The organism is Chitinophaga sp. 22620 (genome assembly GCF_052044405.1).
GTDB lineage: Bacteria > Bacteroidota > Bacteroidia > Chitinophagales > Chitinophagaceae > Chitinophaga.
Window position 1 is genome coordinate 716413 of sequence record NZ_JBQEMV010000004.1, and the last position, 16152, is coordinate 732564.

The 16152-nt window shown below is 53.0% G+C and carries 15 protein-coding genes; 9 read left to right on the forward strand and 6 right to left on the reverse strand.

The window, feature by feature from the left end:
• Nucleotides 1-262: 262 nt before the first annotated feature.
• From ACTJIK_RS22205 to ACTJIK_RS22225, 5 genes are all read left to right on the forward strand, one after another.
• Nucleotides 263-3442, forward strand: a complete 3180-nt coding sequence (locus ACTJIK_RS22205; RefSeq protein ID WP_440649732.1) for a SusC/RagA family TonB-linked outer membrane protein — start codon at nt 263-265, stop codon at nt 3440-3442.
• Nucleotides 3443-3494: 52 nt separating this feature from the next.
• Nucleotides 3495-5510, forward strand: coding sequence for a RagB/SusD family nutrient uptake outer membrane protein (locus tag ACTJIK_RS22210; RefSeq protein ID WP_440649733.1), 2016 nt, complete (start codon nt 3495-3497; stop codon nt 5508-5510).
• A 24-nt stretch (nt 5511-5534) separates the two neighbouring features.
• Entirely contained in the window at nt 5535-6455 is a 921-nt protein-coding gene (locus ACTJIK_RS22215; protein WP_440649735.1) for a DUF5017 domain-containing protein, read from the forward strand.
• 8 nt (nt 6456-6463) lie between these two features.
• Nucleotides 6464-7699, forward strand: a complete 1236-nt coding sequence (locus tag ACTJIK_RS22220) for a glycoside hydrolase family 88 protein (RefSeq protein WP_440649736.1) — start codon at nt 6464-6466, stop codon at nt 7697-7699.
• A 110-nt stretch (nt 7700-7809) separates the two neighbouring features.
• The gene (locus ACTJIK_RS22225; RefSeq protein WP_440649737.1) at nt 7810-8925 is read left to right on the forward strand and encodes a hypothetical protein; all 1116 of its coding nucleotides are present in this window, start codon (nt 7810-7812) and stop codon (nt 8923-8925) included.
• On the opposite strand, the gene ACTJIK_RS22230 is transcribed toward ACTJIK_RS22225, so the two are convergent.
• On the reverse strand, nt 8870-9730 hold the full coding sequence (locus ACTJIK_RS22230) for a TolB family protein (RefSeq protein ID WP_440649738.1): 861 nt from the start codon (nt 9728-9730) through the stop codon (nt 8870-8872). The two genes, ACTJIK_RS22225 and ACTJIK_RS22230, sit on opposite strands and share 56 nt — an antisense overlap.
• A gap of 120 nt (nt 9731-9850) precedes the next feature.
• Here ACTJIK_RS22230 and ACTJIK_RS22235 point away from each other — a divergent pair, with 120 nt between their 5' ends.
• Entirely contained in the window at nt 9851-10435 is a 585-nt protein-coding gene (locus ACTJIK_RS22235; RefSeq protein ID WP_440649739.1) for a hypothetical protein, read from the forward strand.
• A gap of 57 nt (nt 10436-10492) precedes the next feature.
• Here ACTJIK_RS22235 and ACTJIK_RS22240 read toward each other — a convergent pair whose 3' ends face one another.
• The 3 genes from ACTJIK_RS22240 to ACTJIK_RS22250 all read right to left on the reverse strand — a co-directional run bounded on the left by ACTJIK_RS22240 (nt 10493) and on the right by ACTJIK_RS22250 (nt 13138).
• On the reverse strand, nt 10493-11110 hold the full coding sequence (locus ACTJIK_RS22240; protein WP_440649740.1) for a hypothetical protein: 618 nt from the start codon (nt 11108-11110) through the stop codon (nt 10493-10495).
• A 76-nt stretch (nt 11111-11186) separates the two neighbouring features.
• Entirely contained in the window at nt 11187-12011 is an 825-nt protein-coding gene (locus ACTJIK_RS22245) for an aminotransferase class IV (protein ID WP_440649741.1), read from the reverse strand.
• Nucleotides 12008-13138: a DmpA family aminopeptidase gene (locus ACTJIK_RS22250; RefSeq protein ID WP_440649742.1), complete on the reverse strand. Its 1131-nt coding sequence runs from the start codon at nt 13136-13138 to the stop codon at nt 12008-12010. The genes ACTJIK_RS22245 and ACTJIK_RS22250 overlap by 4 nt, the downstream gene beginning before the upstream one ends.
• 229 nt (nt 13139-13367) lie before the next feature.
• Here ACTJIK_RS22250 and ACTJIK_RS22255 point away from each other — a divergent pair, with 229 nt between their 5' ends.
• The gene (locus ACTJIK_RS22255; protein ID WP_440649743.1) at nt 13368-13790 is read left to right on the forward strand and encodes an SRPBCC family protein; all 423 of its coding nucleotides are present in this window, start codon (nt 13368-13370) and stop codon (nt 13788-13790) included.
• 120 nt (nt 13791-13910) lie between these two features.
• On the opposite strand, the gene ACTJIK_RS22260 is transcribed toward ACTJIK_RS22255, so the two are convergent.
• A complete protein-coding gene (locus ACTJIK_RS22260; RefSeq protein WP_440649744.1) occupies nt 13911-14294 on the reverse strand; it encodes an iron chaperone in 384 nt (127 codons plus the stop codon).
• 136 nt (nt 14295-14430) lie between these two features.
• Here ACTJIK_RS22260 and ACTJIK_RS22265 point away from each other — a divergent pair, with 136 nt between their 5' ends.
• Both ACTJIK_RS22265 and ACTJIK_RS22270 read left to right on the forward strand, forming a co-directional pair.
• Nucleotides 14431-14625 carry a hypothetical protein gene (locus ACTJIK_RS22265; RefSeq protein WP_440649745.1) on the forward strand — a complete coding sequence of 65 codons (195 nt, stop codon included), beginning with the start codon at nt 14431-14433 and terminating at the stop codon, nt 14623-14625.
• A gap of 95 nt (nt 14626-14720) precedes the next feature.
• A complete protein-coding gene (locus tag ACTJIK_RS22270) occupies nt 14721-15197 on the forward strand; it encodes a hypothetical protein (protein WP_440649746.1) in 477 nt (158 codons plus the stop codon).
• A 91-nt stretch (nt 15198-15288) separates the two neighbouring features.
• Here ACTJIK_RS22270 and ACTJIK_RS22275 read toward each other — a convergent pair whose 3' ends face one another.
• Entirely contained in the window at nt 15289-16041 is a 753-nt protein-coding gene (locus tag ACTJIK_RS22275; RefSeq protein WP_440649747.1) for a sterol desaturase family protein, read from the reverse strand.
• Nucleotides 16042-16152 lie beyond the last annotated feature (111 nt).

A 16152-nucleotide genomic window follows, 5' to 3' on the forward strand; every position in this document is an offset into this window, starting at 1 on the left:
ATAAAAAGGTATAAGCACCCCGCCCGCCTGAAAATCATACCTAAATATAAGCACTTGAACAATTTAATCACTGAAATGAGGGATGAATTTTCAGATTATATTTTTTACATTAAATTGATAATCAAACGCTTAAAAACAATTTAGAATATTCACCCCATTCGTTTACGATTCTCCCCCCATATTCTTAACCCTGCACCACATATTTGCGATCATGTGATGTTTTATTTCAGCCAAATTCCACAAAATTCCTGATATGCGCTTTTTGAGAACTGTACAAATTTCCCGTTATGCCTTAAAATTATTCCAGGGAACTATCGTGATGCTGCTCTTTCCTGTCCTGTTATTCGCACAGAAAAAAACAGTGACCGGAACGGTGCGTGATAATAACGGGGATCTGCTTCCGGGCGTGACCGTTACTGTCAAGGGCGACAAGGCGGGCGCCGCTACCGGCCCTGACGGTAAGTTCTCCATCTCCGTGCCGCAGGGCGCCACCCTTATTTTCACTTACATCGGCTTCGAAAAGGTAGAGCAGGTGGTAGGCAGCGCCGGAGAATATAATATCCGCCTGGCCGAAAAAGCCGGCACCCTCAGCGACGTGGTGGTAGTAGGTTATGCCACGCAAAAAAGAAAGGACCTTACCGGCGCCGTGGGCAGCGTGAACATGAAGGACTTTGAGAAAGCCCCCGTAAAGTCGTTCGACGAAGCGCTCGCCGGCCGCGTAGCCGGTGTGGCGGTGGCCAGCAACGACGGGCAGCCGGGTTCCGTGGCGAATATCGTAATCCGCGGGGCCGGTTCCATTTCGCAGGATAACTCGCCGCTGTACGTGATAGACGGGTTCCCCACGGAAAACAACAACGCCAACGCCATCAGCCCGGCAGACATCGAGTCCATCGACGTGCTGAAAGACGCTTCCGCCACTGCCATCTATGGCGCGAGAGGCTCCAACGGCGTTATCCTCATCACCACCAAAAAAGGGAAGCTGGGCCCGCCGCAGGTGACCCTCAATTCTTATTACGGCTGGCAGAAGGTACCTGAAAAGGTGGAGCTGATGAACCCTTACGAATTCGTCCGCTATGTCGGCGACATCAACCCCGGCATCCGCGATTCCGTATACCTGGCCAAAGGCATTACGCTGGACGATTACCGCAATGTTGAAGGATTGGATATGCAGGATCATGTGTACCAGACCGGCCAGAACATGAACCACGACCTCTCCGTAAGGGGCGGTAATGATAAGACCCGGTATTCCCTTTCCGGCAACTACAACAACCAGAAAGGGATCATCATCAACGGCGGCTTCAAACGGTACCAGTCGCGCTTTACGCTGGACCAGACGGTGACCGACAAACTGAAGGTAGGCATCAACGCGAACTATGCGTACAGCGAACAGTACGGCATTCCCGTGAGCGCCACCAACTTCTACGCATCCGCCACCACATTGTATTCCGTTTGGGGAGCGAGGCCCACCACCAGCCTCGCGGGCCGGGACAGTGGCGTGAACCTGCTGGACGAGTTCTATGATCCCACCAACGAGCTGGCCAATAACCAGGACTACCGCGTGAACCCGTTGCAGAACATCCAGAACCAGGTGACCCGTAACATGACCAATACGATCATTGCAAACGCCTATGCGGAGTACGCTTTCACCAAAGAGCTCAGCCTGCGCGTTTCAGGTGGTATCAATTATTATAACACCGAAACCAATATATTCAATAACTCCCGCACCCAGAGCGGCAGTAAATGGAGCAGCAGCGGGGTGAACGGGCTGATCTCGTTTGCGCCCAACTCAACCTGGCGGAGCGAGAATGCGCTGACATACCGCAGGAAGTTCGGGAAAGACCATAACCTGAACGTGCTGGGCGTATTTGAAGCGCAGGGGCACAAGCGTTCCTTCCGCCGCCAGAGCGCCACGCAGCTGCCTAACGAAGAGCTGGGGCTGGACGGGATAGACCTTGCAGCGCCGGCGAACACCTCGCTGCAATCCTGGGCCTCCGCATGGACCATGGCCTCTTTCCTGAGCCGCGTGAACTACGACTACAAATCAAAATATTACTTCACGGCTTCCATCCGTGCGGACGGTTCCTCCAAATTTTCCGGCAACAACAAGTGGGGTTATTTCCCTTCCGCATCGGCCGCATGGCGCTTCAGCGCCGAGCCCTTCATGGAGAACCTCCACTTCGTGAGCGACGCGAAGATCCGCCTGGGTTACGGCGCTTCGGGGAACAACCGGGTAGACGATTTTGCATACCTGCCGCAGCTGCAGCTCACCAGCAACCAGTACTGGTATTCGCAGGGCGGTAAACCGCTGGCCATCGGCGCCGTGATCACTTCCACGGGAAACGCAGACCTGCGCTGGGAAACCAATGAACAGACCAATATCGGCCTCGACCTCTCTTTTTTCAAAGACCGGCTGGGCCTTACGGTAGACGCTTACAAACGCACCACGACAGACCTGTTGCTGAATGCCGCGCTGCCCTATATGCATGGCATCGAAAGCTCCACGGGTTTCAAAAATGTGGGCAAGCTGGAAAACAAAGGGCTTGAATTCAGCCTCAACGGCGCGATCTTCAGCAATAAAAAATTCAGCTGGAGCAGCAACTTCAATATCAGCTTCAACCAGAACAAGATACTGTCGCTCGCCGAAGGCCAGGCGTCTATCCTTTCCGGTTCAGGCACTTTCTTCAACACCACTTTCTCCGGCCTGTTCCCATACATTTCAGTGGTGGACCGCCCGATGGGAGAGATGTACGGCCTCGTGTTCGACGGCGTGTACCAGTATGCCGATTTCGACCTGATGCCCAACGGTACTTACCTGCTCAAACCCGAGATCACGACGAACGGTAACTCCAGGACCGGCATCCGCCCGGGGGATATTAAATACAAAGACCTGAATGGCGACCTCCAGGTGAACAACCAGGATTACACCATCATCGGCAGCGGCCTGCCCAAGCATACCGGCGGCTTCAGCAACAATTTCACTTACGGCAATTTTGACCTGAACGTGCTGCTGCAATGGTCTTACGGCAACGACATCATCAACGCCAACCGTTACGTTTTTGAAGGGGGGATTGTGAACAACCCCAACCTGAACCAGTTTGCCACCTACGCCAACCGCTGGACGCCGGACAATCCCAGCAACACACTGTTCCGCGCAGGCGGCATGGGCAGTGCGGCATATTCCTCCCGTGTTATTGAAGACGGTTCGTACCTGAAGCTGAGAACCGTGTCGCTGGGTTACAACGTGCCCGCGTCACTGCTGCGCCGCGCGAAGATCTCCAACTTCAGGCTCTACGCGTCCGCACAGAACCTTTACACCTGGACGAACTATTCCGGTAAAGATCCCGAAGTATCCGGCAGGAACGGCAACCTCACACCCGGCTTCGATTACGCCGTATATCCGCATTCGCTCTCCTTTGTACTGGGCTTAAACGTAACCTTCTAAATTCTGACACATGAAACTTAAAACATATTCCGGGCGGATAAAGAGTGTTTGCATGATTGCCTGCATAGCTTTAGCAGGGCTCACTTCCTGCAAGAAGTTCCTGGAAACAAAACCGTCCGACTTTTATACTCCCGATAAATATTATACTACCGAAGCAGAGCTGAACCAGGCGCTCAACGGCATTTACGGCGATCTCATGCGCGCAGAGCTGTACGGCCAGGTAATGCACTTCAACTTTGTATCCACTACCGACGAGGCGATGAGCAACCGCACGGCAGATGGCGATGCGCGAGGTCTCCGCTACAACTACGATGCATCGCTCGTGCATATCGGCAACATCTGGCGTTACGCTTACCTCGGCATCAACAGCGCCAACAACCTGCTGGAAAATATCGGCAAGCCCGAAATGGATGAAGCCAGGCGCGGCATCATCAAAGGCCAGGCGCTTTTCCTGCGCGGGTTCCTTTATTTCATTCTCACCAGCAATTACGGCGACGTGCCGCTGGTATTGTCTCCCCTGGAGATCAGCGAAGTAACGCAGGCCGCAGCGCCGCAGAAGCAGGTGTACGAGCAGATAGAAAAAGACATGAAAGAAGCCGAGGTGCTGCTGAAAGATTTCACCGTGGCTAAAGTTGGTTACAACGACGTGGTAACGCTCACTGCCGTGCAGGCAATGCTGGCAAGAGTATACCTCTACTGGGCCGGTTACCCGCAGCTGGATGAAAGCAAATACGAACAGGTGATCGTGTATGCCAACAAGGTGGTGAACTCAGGCCTGCACGCGCTGAACCCGGATTACAAGCAGATATTCATTAACCTTTGCCAGGATAGATACGATGTGAAAGAGAACATCTGGGAAATCGGCTCCTCCGGCGCAGCCGCGGGCGTGGTGAACAAAAGCGGGAACGATATCGGGAACTTCGTGGGCATCACTTCTTCCATCCAGGCTGCCGATCCCACTTCCTACAGCTCGGCCAGCTGGGTGTCCATCACCCGGAAACTGTACGAGGCGTATGAACAGGATCCCAACAGCACCGCCTCCCCGTTAAAATCTTCGCCGGACATCCGCCGCGACTGGAACTGCGCTAACTTCATCTATAGCGGCACGCCCCGTGTGAGAGCCGCCCGCAACAACGTGTGGCAGATGAGCGCGGGTAAATTCAGGAGAGAGTATTGCCCTGCCGAGATACGCAACACCAACGGCGTTGGCGGCACCTACAATATCAACTGGCCGGTGATCCGCTATGCGGACGTGCTGCTGATGCGCGCTGAAGCGGAAAACCACCTGCATGGTCCCGGCGCCGCATATGCGGATGTGAACGCCGTGCGCAAAAGAGGCTATGGCATCATGAACGGCAACGTCGTGAAATCCGTGACCATTATCGGCGAGGGTTCAGGTTATACCGCGGCCCCGGCGGTGACCATCTCCGGCGGCGGCGGCAACGGCGCAGCAGCCAGCGCGGTGATCAGCGGCGGCAAAGTGACCGGCGTTTACCTGAGCAGTCCGGGTACGATCGCGGCGGGCAATTATTATACGTCTGTGCCCGTAGTAGTGATCGGCACCCCCTGGACGCCCGGCGCTACTTATGCCAAGGATGTACAGATCGCCAATAACGGCCACCTTTATACCGTGACCACCGCGGGCACCGCCACCAATACGCCGCCCACGCATACTTCCGGCGATTCTAATGCCGGCGAGACCGGGGCAGTGTTCACCTACGCCGGCGAAGCCGCTACCGCCACGGCTGCCATTACTACCGGCACCGAAGCGGATCTTCCCGGGGGGCTGACCAAAGAAGACTTCCAGCTGCTGATCCGCGACGAGCGCATGCGCGAGCTGTGCTTTGAGGCCTTGCGCAAGGCCGACCTGATCCGCTGGGGTAATTTCTACCAGGACATGCAAACCTTCGCTTCCTGGGCTTCCGCCAACGGCGCGGGTGTAACTTCCACCGGCAACCCGAATGGCCTGCAAGGCGTGCGGAACGTGATGCCGCGCCATGTGCTGCTGCCCAAGCCGACCTACGAACTGAACCTGAACCGTGCACTCGTGCAGAACCAGGGCTGGTAATTCATGAACTCAAAACATTCAGCTATGCAACGTTTATCCTTTATCATACTCGCAGGCCTCGCCGTTGTGGCGGTTGCCTGCACCAAAAACATGGAAGTGAACGCGCCCGATTTCCAGGTAAGCCTCGACCCTGCCATGCGGGTGGCGGATACTTTCACTTACAAGGTGGGAGATACCACGCGTTTCCGGTTCTCCGGCAACGCGGGCAATATTACGTTCTATTCCGGCGAAGCCGGAAAACGTTATGCCAACCGGGAATCGTCTTTCCGCCTGGGAACCATCACCCTTTCCTTCGCCTCCAAATCAGAATGGGGCACGCAGAAAAATACCCTGAAAGTGCTGGCTACCAACAAGCTCGCCGGCCTCGATTCTGCTGCCGTTGTGAATGCGCAATGGACGGACATTTCATCCCGCGCGGCGCTTGCCACCAGCGCAACCGTGGTGAACTCAGGCACGGTGGACCTGACGGACCTGGTGGCCAATGAAAAGGATTCCCTCTTCATCGCCTTCAGATACGACGGCGTTACCGGCAGCACCCAGCGCACCTGGACCATCACCAATTACGTGGTGAACAATGTGCTGCCCGACCAGACCTACAGCGTGAGCAGCCTCAGCACCGACGCCAGCTTCTGGACGCGTTACGGCAATGTATGGACGCCCGCATCCGCCCGCTGGGCGGCCACTGCGAACGATCTGAAAATCACCGGTGGAAATGCGTCGGCTCCTTCCAATACCAGCTGGATCATCAGCAAACCGCTGTATATTGGCAAACTTCCGCCCGATGTGAGCACCGGCGTCAAGAGCATCAACGAGCCGGAGAAGACCGGGTACGACTATAAATACAGCGCCCCGGGCGTATACAAAGCCACCTTCGTGGCCTTCAATCATACCCTGGATGAGGAAAAGAGCGTAGTAAGGGAATTGATCATCAAAGTGATACCATAATCAAGCACATGAAACCATTTATTTATCTCATTGCGACCGTTAGCCTTTTTGCGTTTACGACAAACACATCAGAAGAGGATTTTATCAGGGACAATGTGTCTTTCGCCAAAACGCAGCTGAAGCACATGCTGAAGGAAACCGGCAATCACGACCCGCTTGCTTTTCCCCGTTCAACCGGTAAAACCGGGCAGCTGGTAACCACCAACATGTACGACTGGACGCCCGGTTTTTTCCCCGGCAGCCTCTGGTATGCCTGGGAGCAGACCAAAGATCCGCAGCTCCGCCGTCAGGCTACCGCCTGGACGGAAAAGCTGGAGCCGTTGAAGGACTTCACCAAACATCACGACCTTGGATTTATGGTGTATTGCAGTTACGGGAATGCTTACCGCCTCACCGGCAACAAAGCCTACCGCGACATCCTGGTACAGGCCGCCCGCTCGCTCAGCACCCGTTTTTCCACGACCACGGGCAGCATCAAATCCTGGAATGCGTTTAAGTCGTGGCACGGGAACAAAATGTACTATTACCCTGTGATCATAGACAACCTGATGAACCTGGAGCTGCTCTTTTTCGCATCCCGCGAAACCGGCGACACATCTTTCCGTCACATTGCCGTAACCCATGCGGAAAACGCGATGAAGAACCAGATCCGCGGGGATTACAGTTCTTACCACGTGGTATGCTACGATACTATCACCGGTAAAGTGGAAGGCCGTGAAACCGCGCAGGGATACGCCGATAACTCCACCTGGGCGCGCGGCCAGGCCTGGGGTATTTATGGTTTCACCATGGTATACCGCGAAACGAAAGACCCGCGTTTCCTGAAAACGGCGATGGGTATGGCGGATTTTTTCCTGGATCATAAAAACCTGCCTGAAGACAAAATACCGTACTGGGATTTCAACGTGCAGGAAGCGGGTTACACACCCGGTAAAAACAGCAACGCCAACAAGGTAAGCACCAGATACCGCGACGCGTCCGCCGCTGCCATCACGGCTTCCGCCTTGTTTGAGTTAAGCGGTTATGCGGGCGATAAAAGCGGCAAATACCGCGATGCGGCCATCAAGATGCTGCACACCCTCGGCAGCAGCGCTTACCGCGCGCCTGAAGGCGGCAACGGCAATTTTGTGCTGATGCACAGTATAGGCAGCATCCCGCACAATTTTGAAATAGATGTGCCGCTGGTGTACGCGGATTATTATTTCATCGAAGCATTGCAGCGCTACGAAAATTCATTAAAATAGCTCATACGCTTAGAGCACGAGAAGAAAAGGGGTGTTCCGCAAGGAGCGCCCTTTTTTATGCGGGCTTTCCGGGATTTTTTTTAATTTGCTGAAACATTAATCACTATACTATGAAATATCATTTCTTTTTGTTGACCATGCTTTGTGGCGCTCACTACACATTTTCGCAAACGCCGACCCTTCAGAATGTGACTGACAACGGGAATACCACCAACGACCTGATCATCATTGACCCGGCTGCTGATGCTTTCAGAGGGTTTTATGTGAAACGGCTGAATGGAGCAGTAACCACCCAGGTGGGGTTTGCCAATAATAAAACTTCCGGCAATATCACATGGCATCCTGATGCAGCAGCGCCCACTACTACCTATTCGCTGAATGTAGGCGCTAACCTGCTGACATACTACAACAACGGAACAACCGAAACCATCTGGCGCTCCGGCCATATGGGCACGGGTTCCGGCTTAAATGCCGATCTGCTGGATGGGGAGAATTCTTCTGCCTTTTTACGATACGCCACTCCATACGCCGGCGATCCCACTACCTATGCTTATCCCGGGCCAGGTGTGTATCTGAATACTTTTTTCCAGCCGCCGAACGGTATACCCAATAATAACTATGGTGTGTATGTTTATTTGGGTTCCCTGACCGGGGATGGCAATTACAGCGGTATGATAGCAATGGGCACAAATAGCGGAAGCCTTTACACGAAGCGAAGAGTGGCTGGTACTTGGGAAACCTCATGGCGCACCATCTGGGATTCCAATAACTTCAACCCTTCTGCCTATCTGCCATTGACGGGCGGAAGCATTACCGGCGATATCAATATCGGAACTACTGCAGTGCAAAAACAGCTAAACGTAAATGGAAATATCAAAGCCAGGAAAGTGAAAGTAACGCTGACGGATTGGCCGGATTATGTTTTCGACGTAAAGTACCCGCTAATGCCCCTGCCACAACTGGAAGAGTACCTCGGGGAACATAAACATCTGCCGGGCATTCCTTCCGCGGAAACGGTGAAGCAGGAAGGCCTGGAGCTGGGAGAGAACCAGGCGGCGCTGCTGAAGAAGATCGAAGAGCTGACGCTTTACATCCTGGAACAAAATAAAAAACAGGAAGCCATGGAAAAGAAGATGATGGAAATGGAGAAGCGGCTGAACGCCGGAGCGCTTAGCGTATTCCCAGCTGCTTCGCATCAATCCACTTCACGTCATAATCGCTGCTGAAGAAAAGATATTTCCCGTCGGGCGTGAGATAGGAGCAATATTCGTAAGTGGCTGTATTGACCGCCGGGCCTGCGTTTGCGGCCTTGCTCCATTTCCCTTCCGCAGTTCTGCGGGAAATATAAATATCCCCGGAGCCAAGCCCGCCGGACCTGTCCACCGCCGTAAAAAGCAATAGTTTTTCATCCGGCGACACGCATGGATCATGTTCCATACCCGGGGCATTGACGGCCGGCCCCAGGTTTTCAGGGGAAGTGTACCGGCCGCCTTCCAGTCGGCTGTAATAGATCTCGAAATCGCCGCTGCGGTTGGAAGCGAAGTATATATTGCCATTGGCTGCCAGCGAAACATAATATTCCGTACTGTCGGAATTGATGCCCGGCACATTTTCCGGAGCGGACCAGCCGTTGCCTTCGGGCCGCACGCACCAGATATCATAATCGCCCGCAGTGTCCGCTGCATGCGCGGGCCGGTTCGAAATAAAATACAACGCTCCATCGGGGCCGAAGAACGGGTCTGCCTGCGAATATGCCGCTTCGCTGAAAGGCGCGGGCTGTGAGGCGGCCCATTGTCCGTTTTCGTAGCTCGTTTGCCAGATATTCCATTTGCCTTTGGCCGGGCGGCAAAAATAGAACGTTTGCCCGTCCGGGGAAAAGGCCGCATTAAAATCCAGCGAATCCGAACTCACAATGCCCGGCAGGAACTTCAGCGCGGCTGTATCCGGCAGGGGGGAAGGGTAGGGAATGCGGATGACGGCAGGCTGGCAGCCCAGGCAAAGAACGGCGGCAACCATACAAAGCAGTTTCATACGGGGGAAGGTTCTGATAACGAATGATGAAATAAATGAACTTAAATAAAGTAGAAATATAATATATGTTTCTAAATTCCTTATCTTCGCCAGCGGTTATAAAATCTTAAATATACCAATATGAATGTTTCACGCCCCCTTTTTATGATTGCCGGCGCCATGCTGCTGGCTGTAAGCACCTATGCGCAACGCATCAAGGTCACCGAAGGAAAACTTGATGTGCTGGAAGGCCAGAAAGAGATCAACATCGAGTATTCTTACGAAGGAATGAAAGTAGGAAAATTTGACAAAGAAGAAGAGTATGTTAAAAGCAGAACAGCAGAATTGAACAAAAAAGAACCCGGCCGGGGCGACCAATGGGCAAAAGCCTGGGTGGCAGACCGGAAGCAACGCTTTGAACCCAAATTCGATGAGCTGTTCAGCAAAACCAGCGGCATGCAGCTGGATAAAAATGCAAAATACACCATCATTTTCAACACCGTTTTCACGGAACCTGGTTTCAATGTGGTTGTGCATCGTAAGAATGCCTACATCGACGGAGAGGTGACGATCGTTGAAACGGCGGACAGGAATAAGGTGGTAGCCAAAGCGACGATCGATAATTCACCCGGCAACAGCTTCTGGGGCAACGATTACGATACCGGCGAAAGGATCTCCGAGGCGTACGCCAAAGCCGGGAAGGAACTGGCGAAGAAAGTTAAGTAAGAAGAAAGATTGAAAAATAAATTAAAAGGCCGTCCCGGTTTCGGGGCGGCTTTTTATTCAGTTCACGGGCACAGTTGTGAGAATATTTAATCTTGCCAATTCGCCGGTGATCAGCCCTGAAATCCTCTCAAAAGTCAGGTCCCACGCTGCATTTCCGGAAACAAATATTTCCCCTCTCCAGACGATCTTGTTCTCCGCCGGTTCCCAAAGCACAGCCTGGAGGTTTTGTTTGAACTTTTGTTTCCTGGCGTGAACGGCCTTCTGGTATTTTACCCCGGGGTACATCAGCCAACGCCAGTATTCGCGGCTTCGGCCGGCCATAGCAAGCGTATCAGGATTATCAGGCACCTCGTAGATACATAATGCAATGTCCGGCTGGTGTTTGCTGACTGCCACCTGTACATTCTGGTTAAAGGCGGCCATTTTGTTGCCGATATATTCGTACGCACCATTCACAGACCGCCCGTTGTAATGCTTTATCAGCAAGCCCGAGAGGTTTTCCATGAAATGCCTTACGGGGATGGTTCCAAATCCTGTTATCAGCAGCTTTTTATAAGATCTGCCGGTGTCGCCGGTTTCGTAGGTGAGAATATCATTGTCTTTCAATTTCTGCGCCTTCACTATAACACCAGCGGTCAGCAAAAACAAAAAGATAAGCAGAGATACACGGTACATGGGATAAGATCATTTGAAACGCTGCAAAGTAAAAAATTCGGGATAATAATCAAAACCCGTGATCATGGCGATGATGTCATTCCGACCCGCCTCGTTCTTCCACCAATCTCCGGCAGATCTCAGCCGTAATTTCCCCGGGTTTCCCGTTGCCGATGATTTTCCCGTCTATCGCCAGTACCGGCAATACAACCTTGGTAGTGCTGCTGATGAAGGCTTCGCGGATGTCATGGAGGTCTTCCAGCATCACCGTTCCCTCTTTCACATCCAGGCCCTGCAGGCTGAGGATCTTTTTCCGGGTGATGCCTTTCAGCACTTTTTCGGCGGGAGTGATGATCTCATTTTTTTTGGTAACGATGAAAAAATTGGAACGCGGGCATTCCCGCAACGCGCCCTGCTGGTGATACAGCACATCGTCCGCCCCGTGTTCCGTGATGAAAGGCTGCAGGTAGATGGATTGCAGGTAGTCGATCGTCTTTACCTGCGGCAGCTGCCGCTGATGGTCGTAGGTAACCAGCCGGATCCCTTTTCCGAAAGCTTCGGTATTGAATGTGTAGGCGGATTGGGTAATGAGCAGGTTGGGTTTGGCGGGCGTGTACCCGTTATCCGAATAGCCGCCGGTGAGCGTGATGCGGATGCCGGAGTGGGGGAGACCGTTCTTCGCGATCAGGCCGTTGATCAGCTGCTCCAGTTCTTCGCGGCTTTGCTCCACCGGCAGGTTCATAACGGCGGCGGAATGGAAAAAGCGGTCCAGGTGGTCCTGCAGGAAAACGGGTTCGTTGTTCCTCGTCCTGAAATAATCGAATATGCCATAGCCGCGCTGGATAGACAGGTCGTTGATGCTGATCTTTGCATCCTGCTCCTGTACGAACTGGCCGTTGATCACTGCGAATATATTGCTCATGGAATGCTGTTATGTTTTTCCAGGATGGGTAATACTTTGTCCAAAGGTAATGCTTCGATCTTCCGCCCGTTCCTGCCGGTCATGGTTTCCGCGGCAAAAAGGGAGTTGATGATGGCCTCTTCCGTGGCTTCAATGGCCGCCATAAAAAGGGGCGACACGGCGTCGTTTTGCAAAACGGGGGTCATGATCGCCCGCGTGTCGGGGTTATGAGGAATACGGGCTGCTTCCGCCGTTGAAAATGCGATCACATAATCGCCGCTGCCGTTGGAAGCGATGCCGCCCGTTCTGCCCAGGCCCAGCATGGCGCGTTTGGCCAGGCGCAGCAAATTGCGGTGGTCCAGGGGCGCGTCTGTTGCCACCACGATCATGCAGGAGCCGTCCACATTGTTCAGCAGCTGGTCGCTGAAATCGAACCGGCCAAGGGCTTCGCCTACCGGCGCGCCGTTGATCTGCAGGGCGCCGCCGAAATTGCTTTGCACCAGCACGCCCACGGTAAAACCGCCGAGGCTGGCCGGCAGCTTGCGGGAAGCGGTGCCAATGCCGCCCTTGAACCCGAAACAGATGGTACCGGTTCCCGCGCCGGCATTACCTTCCTGCGGCCTGGCCGCGGAAGCGTTGCGGATGGCCTGCAGCACGTCTGCTTTGGTAACATGCCGCCCGCGTATATCGTTGAGGTAGCCGTCGTTCGTTTCGCCTACAAGCGCATTCACGGAGCGTACGTTCTCATTGCCTTTTTCCTGGAGGGTGTATTCAATAACGGCGTCCATGGCGGCGGGCACGCTGAGGGTATTGGTGAGCACGATGGGCGTTTCAAGGTTGCCCAGTTCATTCACCTGTGTGCTGCCCGCCAGTTTGCCGAAGCCATTGCCTACATACACCGCCGCGGGCGCCTTTTGCTGGAAAATATTGCCGCCATGCGCCAGCACCGCGGTTACGCCGGTATGCACGGAATCGCCTTTGATGAGGGTGGTATGGCCTACTTTTACACCCGCCACATCGGTGATGCTGTTCTGTTGCCCGGGTTGCATCACGCCGATGGAGATGCCGTATTGCCTGGGACTTTTCTTTTCCTGGCCCAGCATGGTGGCGGGGAGGATCAGCAAAGCAGGAATGAGTGATCTGAACATACCTGCAATGATACTCAATTATACGCGAAGTTCTCTTGCTCGGGCAGCCAGGGGAACCGGCCGGGATAATGTTTTTCCGGCATGCGGGGCAGAAAGAACGGGTGAATTTTACCGGGTGTCGTATAACGCCTGTTTTATGTCGTAATTGCACGTGCAGGGTTCCGTTTGGCCGTCGTATGTTTGCAATATCGAATCAAACATTATTCTTAAAAACAAAAAACACAATTATATGGAAACCACTAACAAAACAGCTGTAACTATCGAAGCGACGGTCAATGCACCGGTTGACAAAGTATGGAAATACTGGAGCGAGCCCGAACACATTACCCAATGGGCCTTTGCTTCAGACGAATGGCATGCGCCCCGCGCTGAGAACGACCTGCGCCCGGGCGGTAAATTCACCACCCGCATGGAAGCGAAAGACGGAAGCTTCGGCTTCGACTTTGGCGGAGAATACACCCAGGTGGTAAAGAACGAACTGATCGAATACATCATGGGCGACGGCCGCCAGGTGAAAGTTGTATTCACGCCCCAGGGCAACGAAACGAGGATCGTTTCCACCTTCGACGCGGAAGACACTAATCCTGTGGAAATGCAACGGGACGGCTGGCAGGCTATCCTGGACAACTTTAAGAAACACGTGGAAGCCTGATCATTCAGCTTCTAACAGAATAGAAAATCGCTCCCGGCTAACAGGAGCGATTTTTTTATGTTCAATAAGCCGGCAGAACCGGCTATAGATTATTTTTTACGGATCGTAAAAAACCAGTGGTTATTTTTTCTTCTTCGCCGCGTTCGCTTCATTTTCTTTGGCCTTGAACTTTGCCATTTCCCCGATCAGGTCGTAAGGAACAGGCTGGTCCTTCGGAAGCTGCACCACGCTTTTGGACTGCTCGTACCCGGCAAGCTCCTTTTTGAATTTTTCAAACGGGGTTGGCGGGGGGAACGCCAGGCTGTAGTGCGCCTTGAAGCAGGAGAAATAGATCACGAACCCATTGGATTTATAGGCGGGTATCTGGTAGCTGATCACTTCCTCCGCGGCAGGCAGGGCTTTTTTGATCGTTTTGCGGATCTTTTCCAGTACCTGCTGGTCTTCTTTCCCAAAAGAACCGATGTACTGGTCTACAGTTTCGAATTTTACTTTTTCGGTGGCCATGAGGTTTGATTTTATAGTATGAAATTACCGAAGAGAACCGGGGTTTGGCGGTGCGGAATCTGACAAAATAGGGGGTTAAATGCGACAGGCGGCGCGGGCGGGGCACATTATTTGTACTTCAAGGCTAAAAATCATTATGGAAAAGCGAATCCTTGGAATTGTATTTTCCCTGATGGGGGCTGTAGGGCTGATCATGGCGGCTGTAAGCTTCGTGAATGGCAGCAGCGGCACGCGGGATGTGAAGATGATCATTATTTACGCCGTCCTGGGCGCAGTGTTCTTTTTTGCCGGTATGGGGCTGATCAGGAATACGAAAGATAAGCCGTCCTGACCGGGAACGGGGCGTTTTTTACACAAAAAACAGGGTATTTATAACAGCAGTTCCTTGAACTAATCGTAAATTTCCGCCCTAAACCGATTTTTTCCATGCGAAACCTGCTCGTATCTCTGGCGGCATGCATTGCCGTATTTCAATTTTCCGCCTGTAAAAACACCCAGAAATCCGCTTCCGGCAATGGCGGCCTGGAAACCATCATGTCCGTGCCCGCTACCGTAACAGCCGGCAGCCCCGTGATGCTGCAATTTACCGTGTACAACCGCTCTTCCGTGGACACACAGTTTTGCAAATGGCATACTCCCTTCGAAGGTTTCATCAGCTCCTTCCTGGATATTAAAGATGCCGCCGGCACAGACGTGCAATACCGCGGCGCGATGGCCAAAAGGGTAATGCCGCCGCCGGCAGAGGCTTATATTAAAGTGCCCGCCGGAGATAGTGTATCCGTTACCGTAGACCTGCTCAGGGGTTATGATCTCACCAAACCCGGCCAGTACAAAGCCATATACCAGGCCGGCGGTATGAGCGGGCTCACGAAAGTGAATGAGGTCGGCTTCTCCGTGCAATAATATCCAGCCAGCAAAAACATCTCCCAGGCCCCGGAAGACGAGCACGTTCATTTCCGGGGCCTGTTTGTTATACCTCGTATGGTTATCCCCGTTATTTCAGCGCCTGCGCTTCAAATTTATCTTCATAATCTTCCCGGATCGTACCTGCCCAACGGTCCCACCACAGGAAATACAGGCCGTAATTCCCTTTGAAATACTGGTGATGCTGGTTATGGTTGAAGGAGGTATTGATCCATCTGCCGAACCAGTGCCGGGCGAACCAGCGGGGGTAGAGTTCCCAGCCCAGGTGACCATATACATTATAGACCATCATGGCGAGAAAGAACACCACCAGGTGGATCTGCGTAAGCGGCATCATAAATAGCAGCACGGGGAAAATGCCCACTTCCACCAGCGCTTCCAGCGGGTGAAAGGAAAATGCCGCCCAGGGCGAGGGGTTCGTGGAAAGATGATGCACTTTATGGAACCAGGGAAACAACCGGCGGTGATGCATCAGCCGGTGCGTCCAGTAAAAATAGGCATCGTGTACAAGGAACATTAAGGGGAACACCGCGATATACCAGAAGGTGCTGTGGGTGGAAGGATCTTTGTAATATTGCGTGTAAGGCCGTAATGGGGTGAACAGGATCAGCACCGGCACCAGCGAAAATACCAGGATCGTGAGGCAGGAATACAGGATCTCCCTCCGGTAATCCTTATTCCGCGGCATTTTGGGCTGTATCTTCCGGTGAAAGATGCGCTTGCGGAATATAAGGTACCATATAATAAAGGCAATCCCCGCGAGCAGGAAATACCGTAAGGCAACCATCCAAAAAATGGGCAACCATTTGTCCAGCCAAACCATAACACTAATTTAATCTTTACCAATTTTCTCCTTCTTCATCTGTATAAAAGTAACGCTTTAATAATTTTTATCCTCACCGGTGAGGCGGGATAAATTTAATATCCGCGCCGG

Excerpts from the sequence above, each read along its gene's own strand:
- ACTJIK_RS22210 (WP_440649733.1), top strand. The coding sequence starts at position 3,495 with ATGATTGCCTGCATAGCTTTAGCAGGGCTCACTTCCTGCAAGAAGTTC.
- ACTJIK_RS22215 (WP_440649735.1), top strand. The coding sequence starts at position 5,535 with ATGCAACGTTTATCCTTTATCATACTCGCAGGCCTCGCCGTTGTGGCG.
- ACTJIK_RS22220 (WP_440649736.1), top strand. The coding sequence starts at position 6,464 with ATGAAACCATTTATTTATCTCATTGCGACCGTTAGCCTTTTTGCGTTT.
- ACTJIK_RS22225 (WP_440649737.1), top strand. The coding sequence starts at position 7,810 with ATGAAATATCATTTCTTTTTGTTGACCATGCTTTGTGGCGCTCACTAC.
- ACTJIK_RS22230 (WP_440649738.1), bottom strand. The coding sequence starts at position 9,730 with ATGAAACTGCTTTGTATGGTTGCCGCCGTTCTTTGCCTGGGCTGCCAG.
- ACTJIK_RS22235 (WP_440649739.1), top strand. The coding sequence starts at position 9,851 with ATGAATGTTTCACGCCCCCTTTTTATGATTGCCGGCGCCATGCTGCTG.
- ACTJIK_RS22240 (WP_440649740.1), bottom strand. The coding sequence starts at position 11,110 with ATGTACCGTGTATCTCTGCTTATCTTTTTGTTTTTGCTGACCGCTGGT.
- ACTJIK_RS22245 (WP_440649741.1), bottom strand. The coding sequence starts at position 12,011 with ATGAGCAATATATTCGCAGTGATCAACGGCCAGTTCGTACAGGAGCAG.
- ACTJIK_RS22250 (WP_440649742.1), bottom strand. The coding sequence starts at position 13,138 with ATGTTCAGATCACTCATTCCTGCTTTGCTGATCCTCCCCGCCACCATG.
- ACTJIK_RS22255 (WP_440649743.1), top strand. The coding sequence starts at position 13,368 with ATGGAAACCACTAACAAAACAGCTGTAACTATCGAAGCGACGGTCAAT.
- ACTJIK_RS22260 (WP_440649744.1), bottom strand. The coding sequence starts at position 14,294 with ATGGCCACCGAAAAAGTAAAATTCGAAACTGTAGACCAGTACATCGGT.
- ACTJIK_RS22265 (WP_440649745.1), top strand. The coding sequence starts at position 14,431 with ATGGAAAAGCGAATCCTTGGAATTGTATTTTCCCTGATGGGGGCTGTA.
- ACTJIK_RS22270 (WP_440649746.1), top strand. The coding sequence starts at position 14,721 with ATGCGAAACCTGCTCGTATCTCTGGCGGCATGCATTGCCGTATTTCAA.
- ACTJIK_RS22275 (WP_440649747.1), bottom strand. The coding sequence starts at position 16,041 with ATGGTTTGGCTGGACAAATGGTTGCCCATTTTTTGGATGGTTGCCTTA.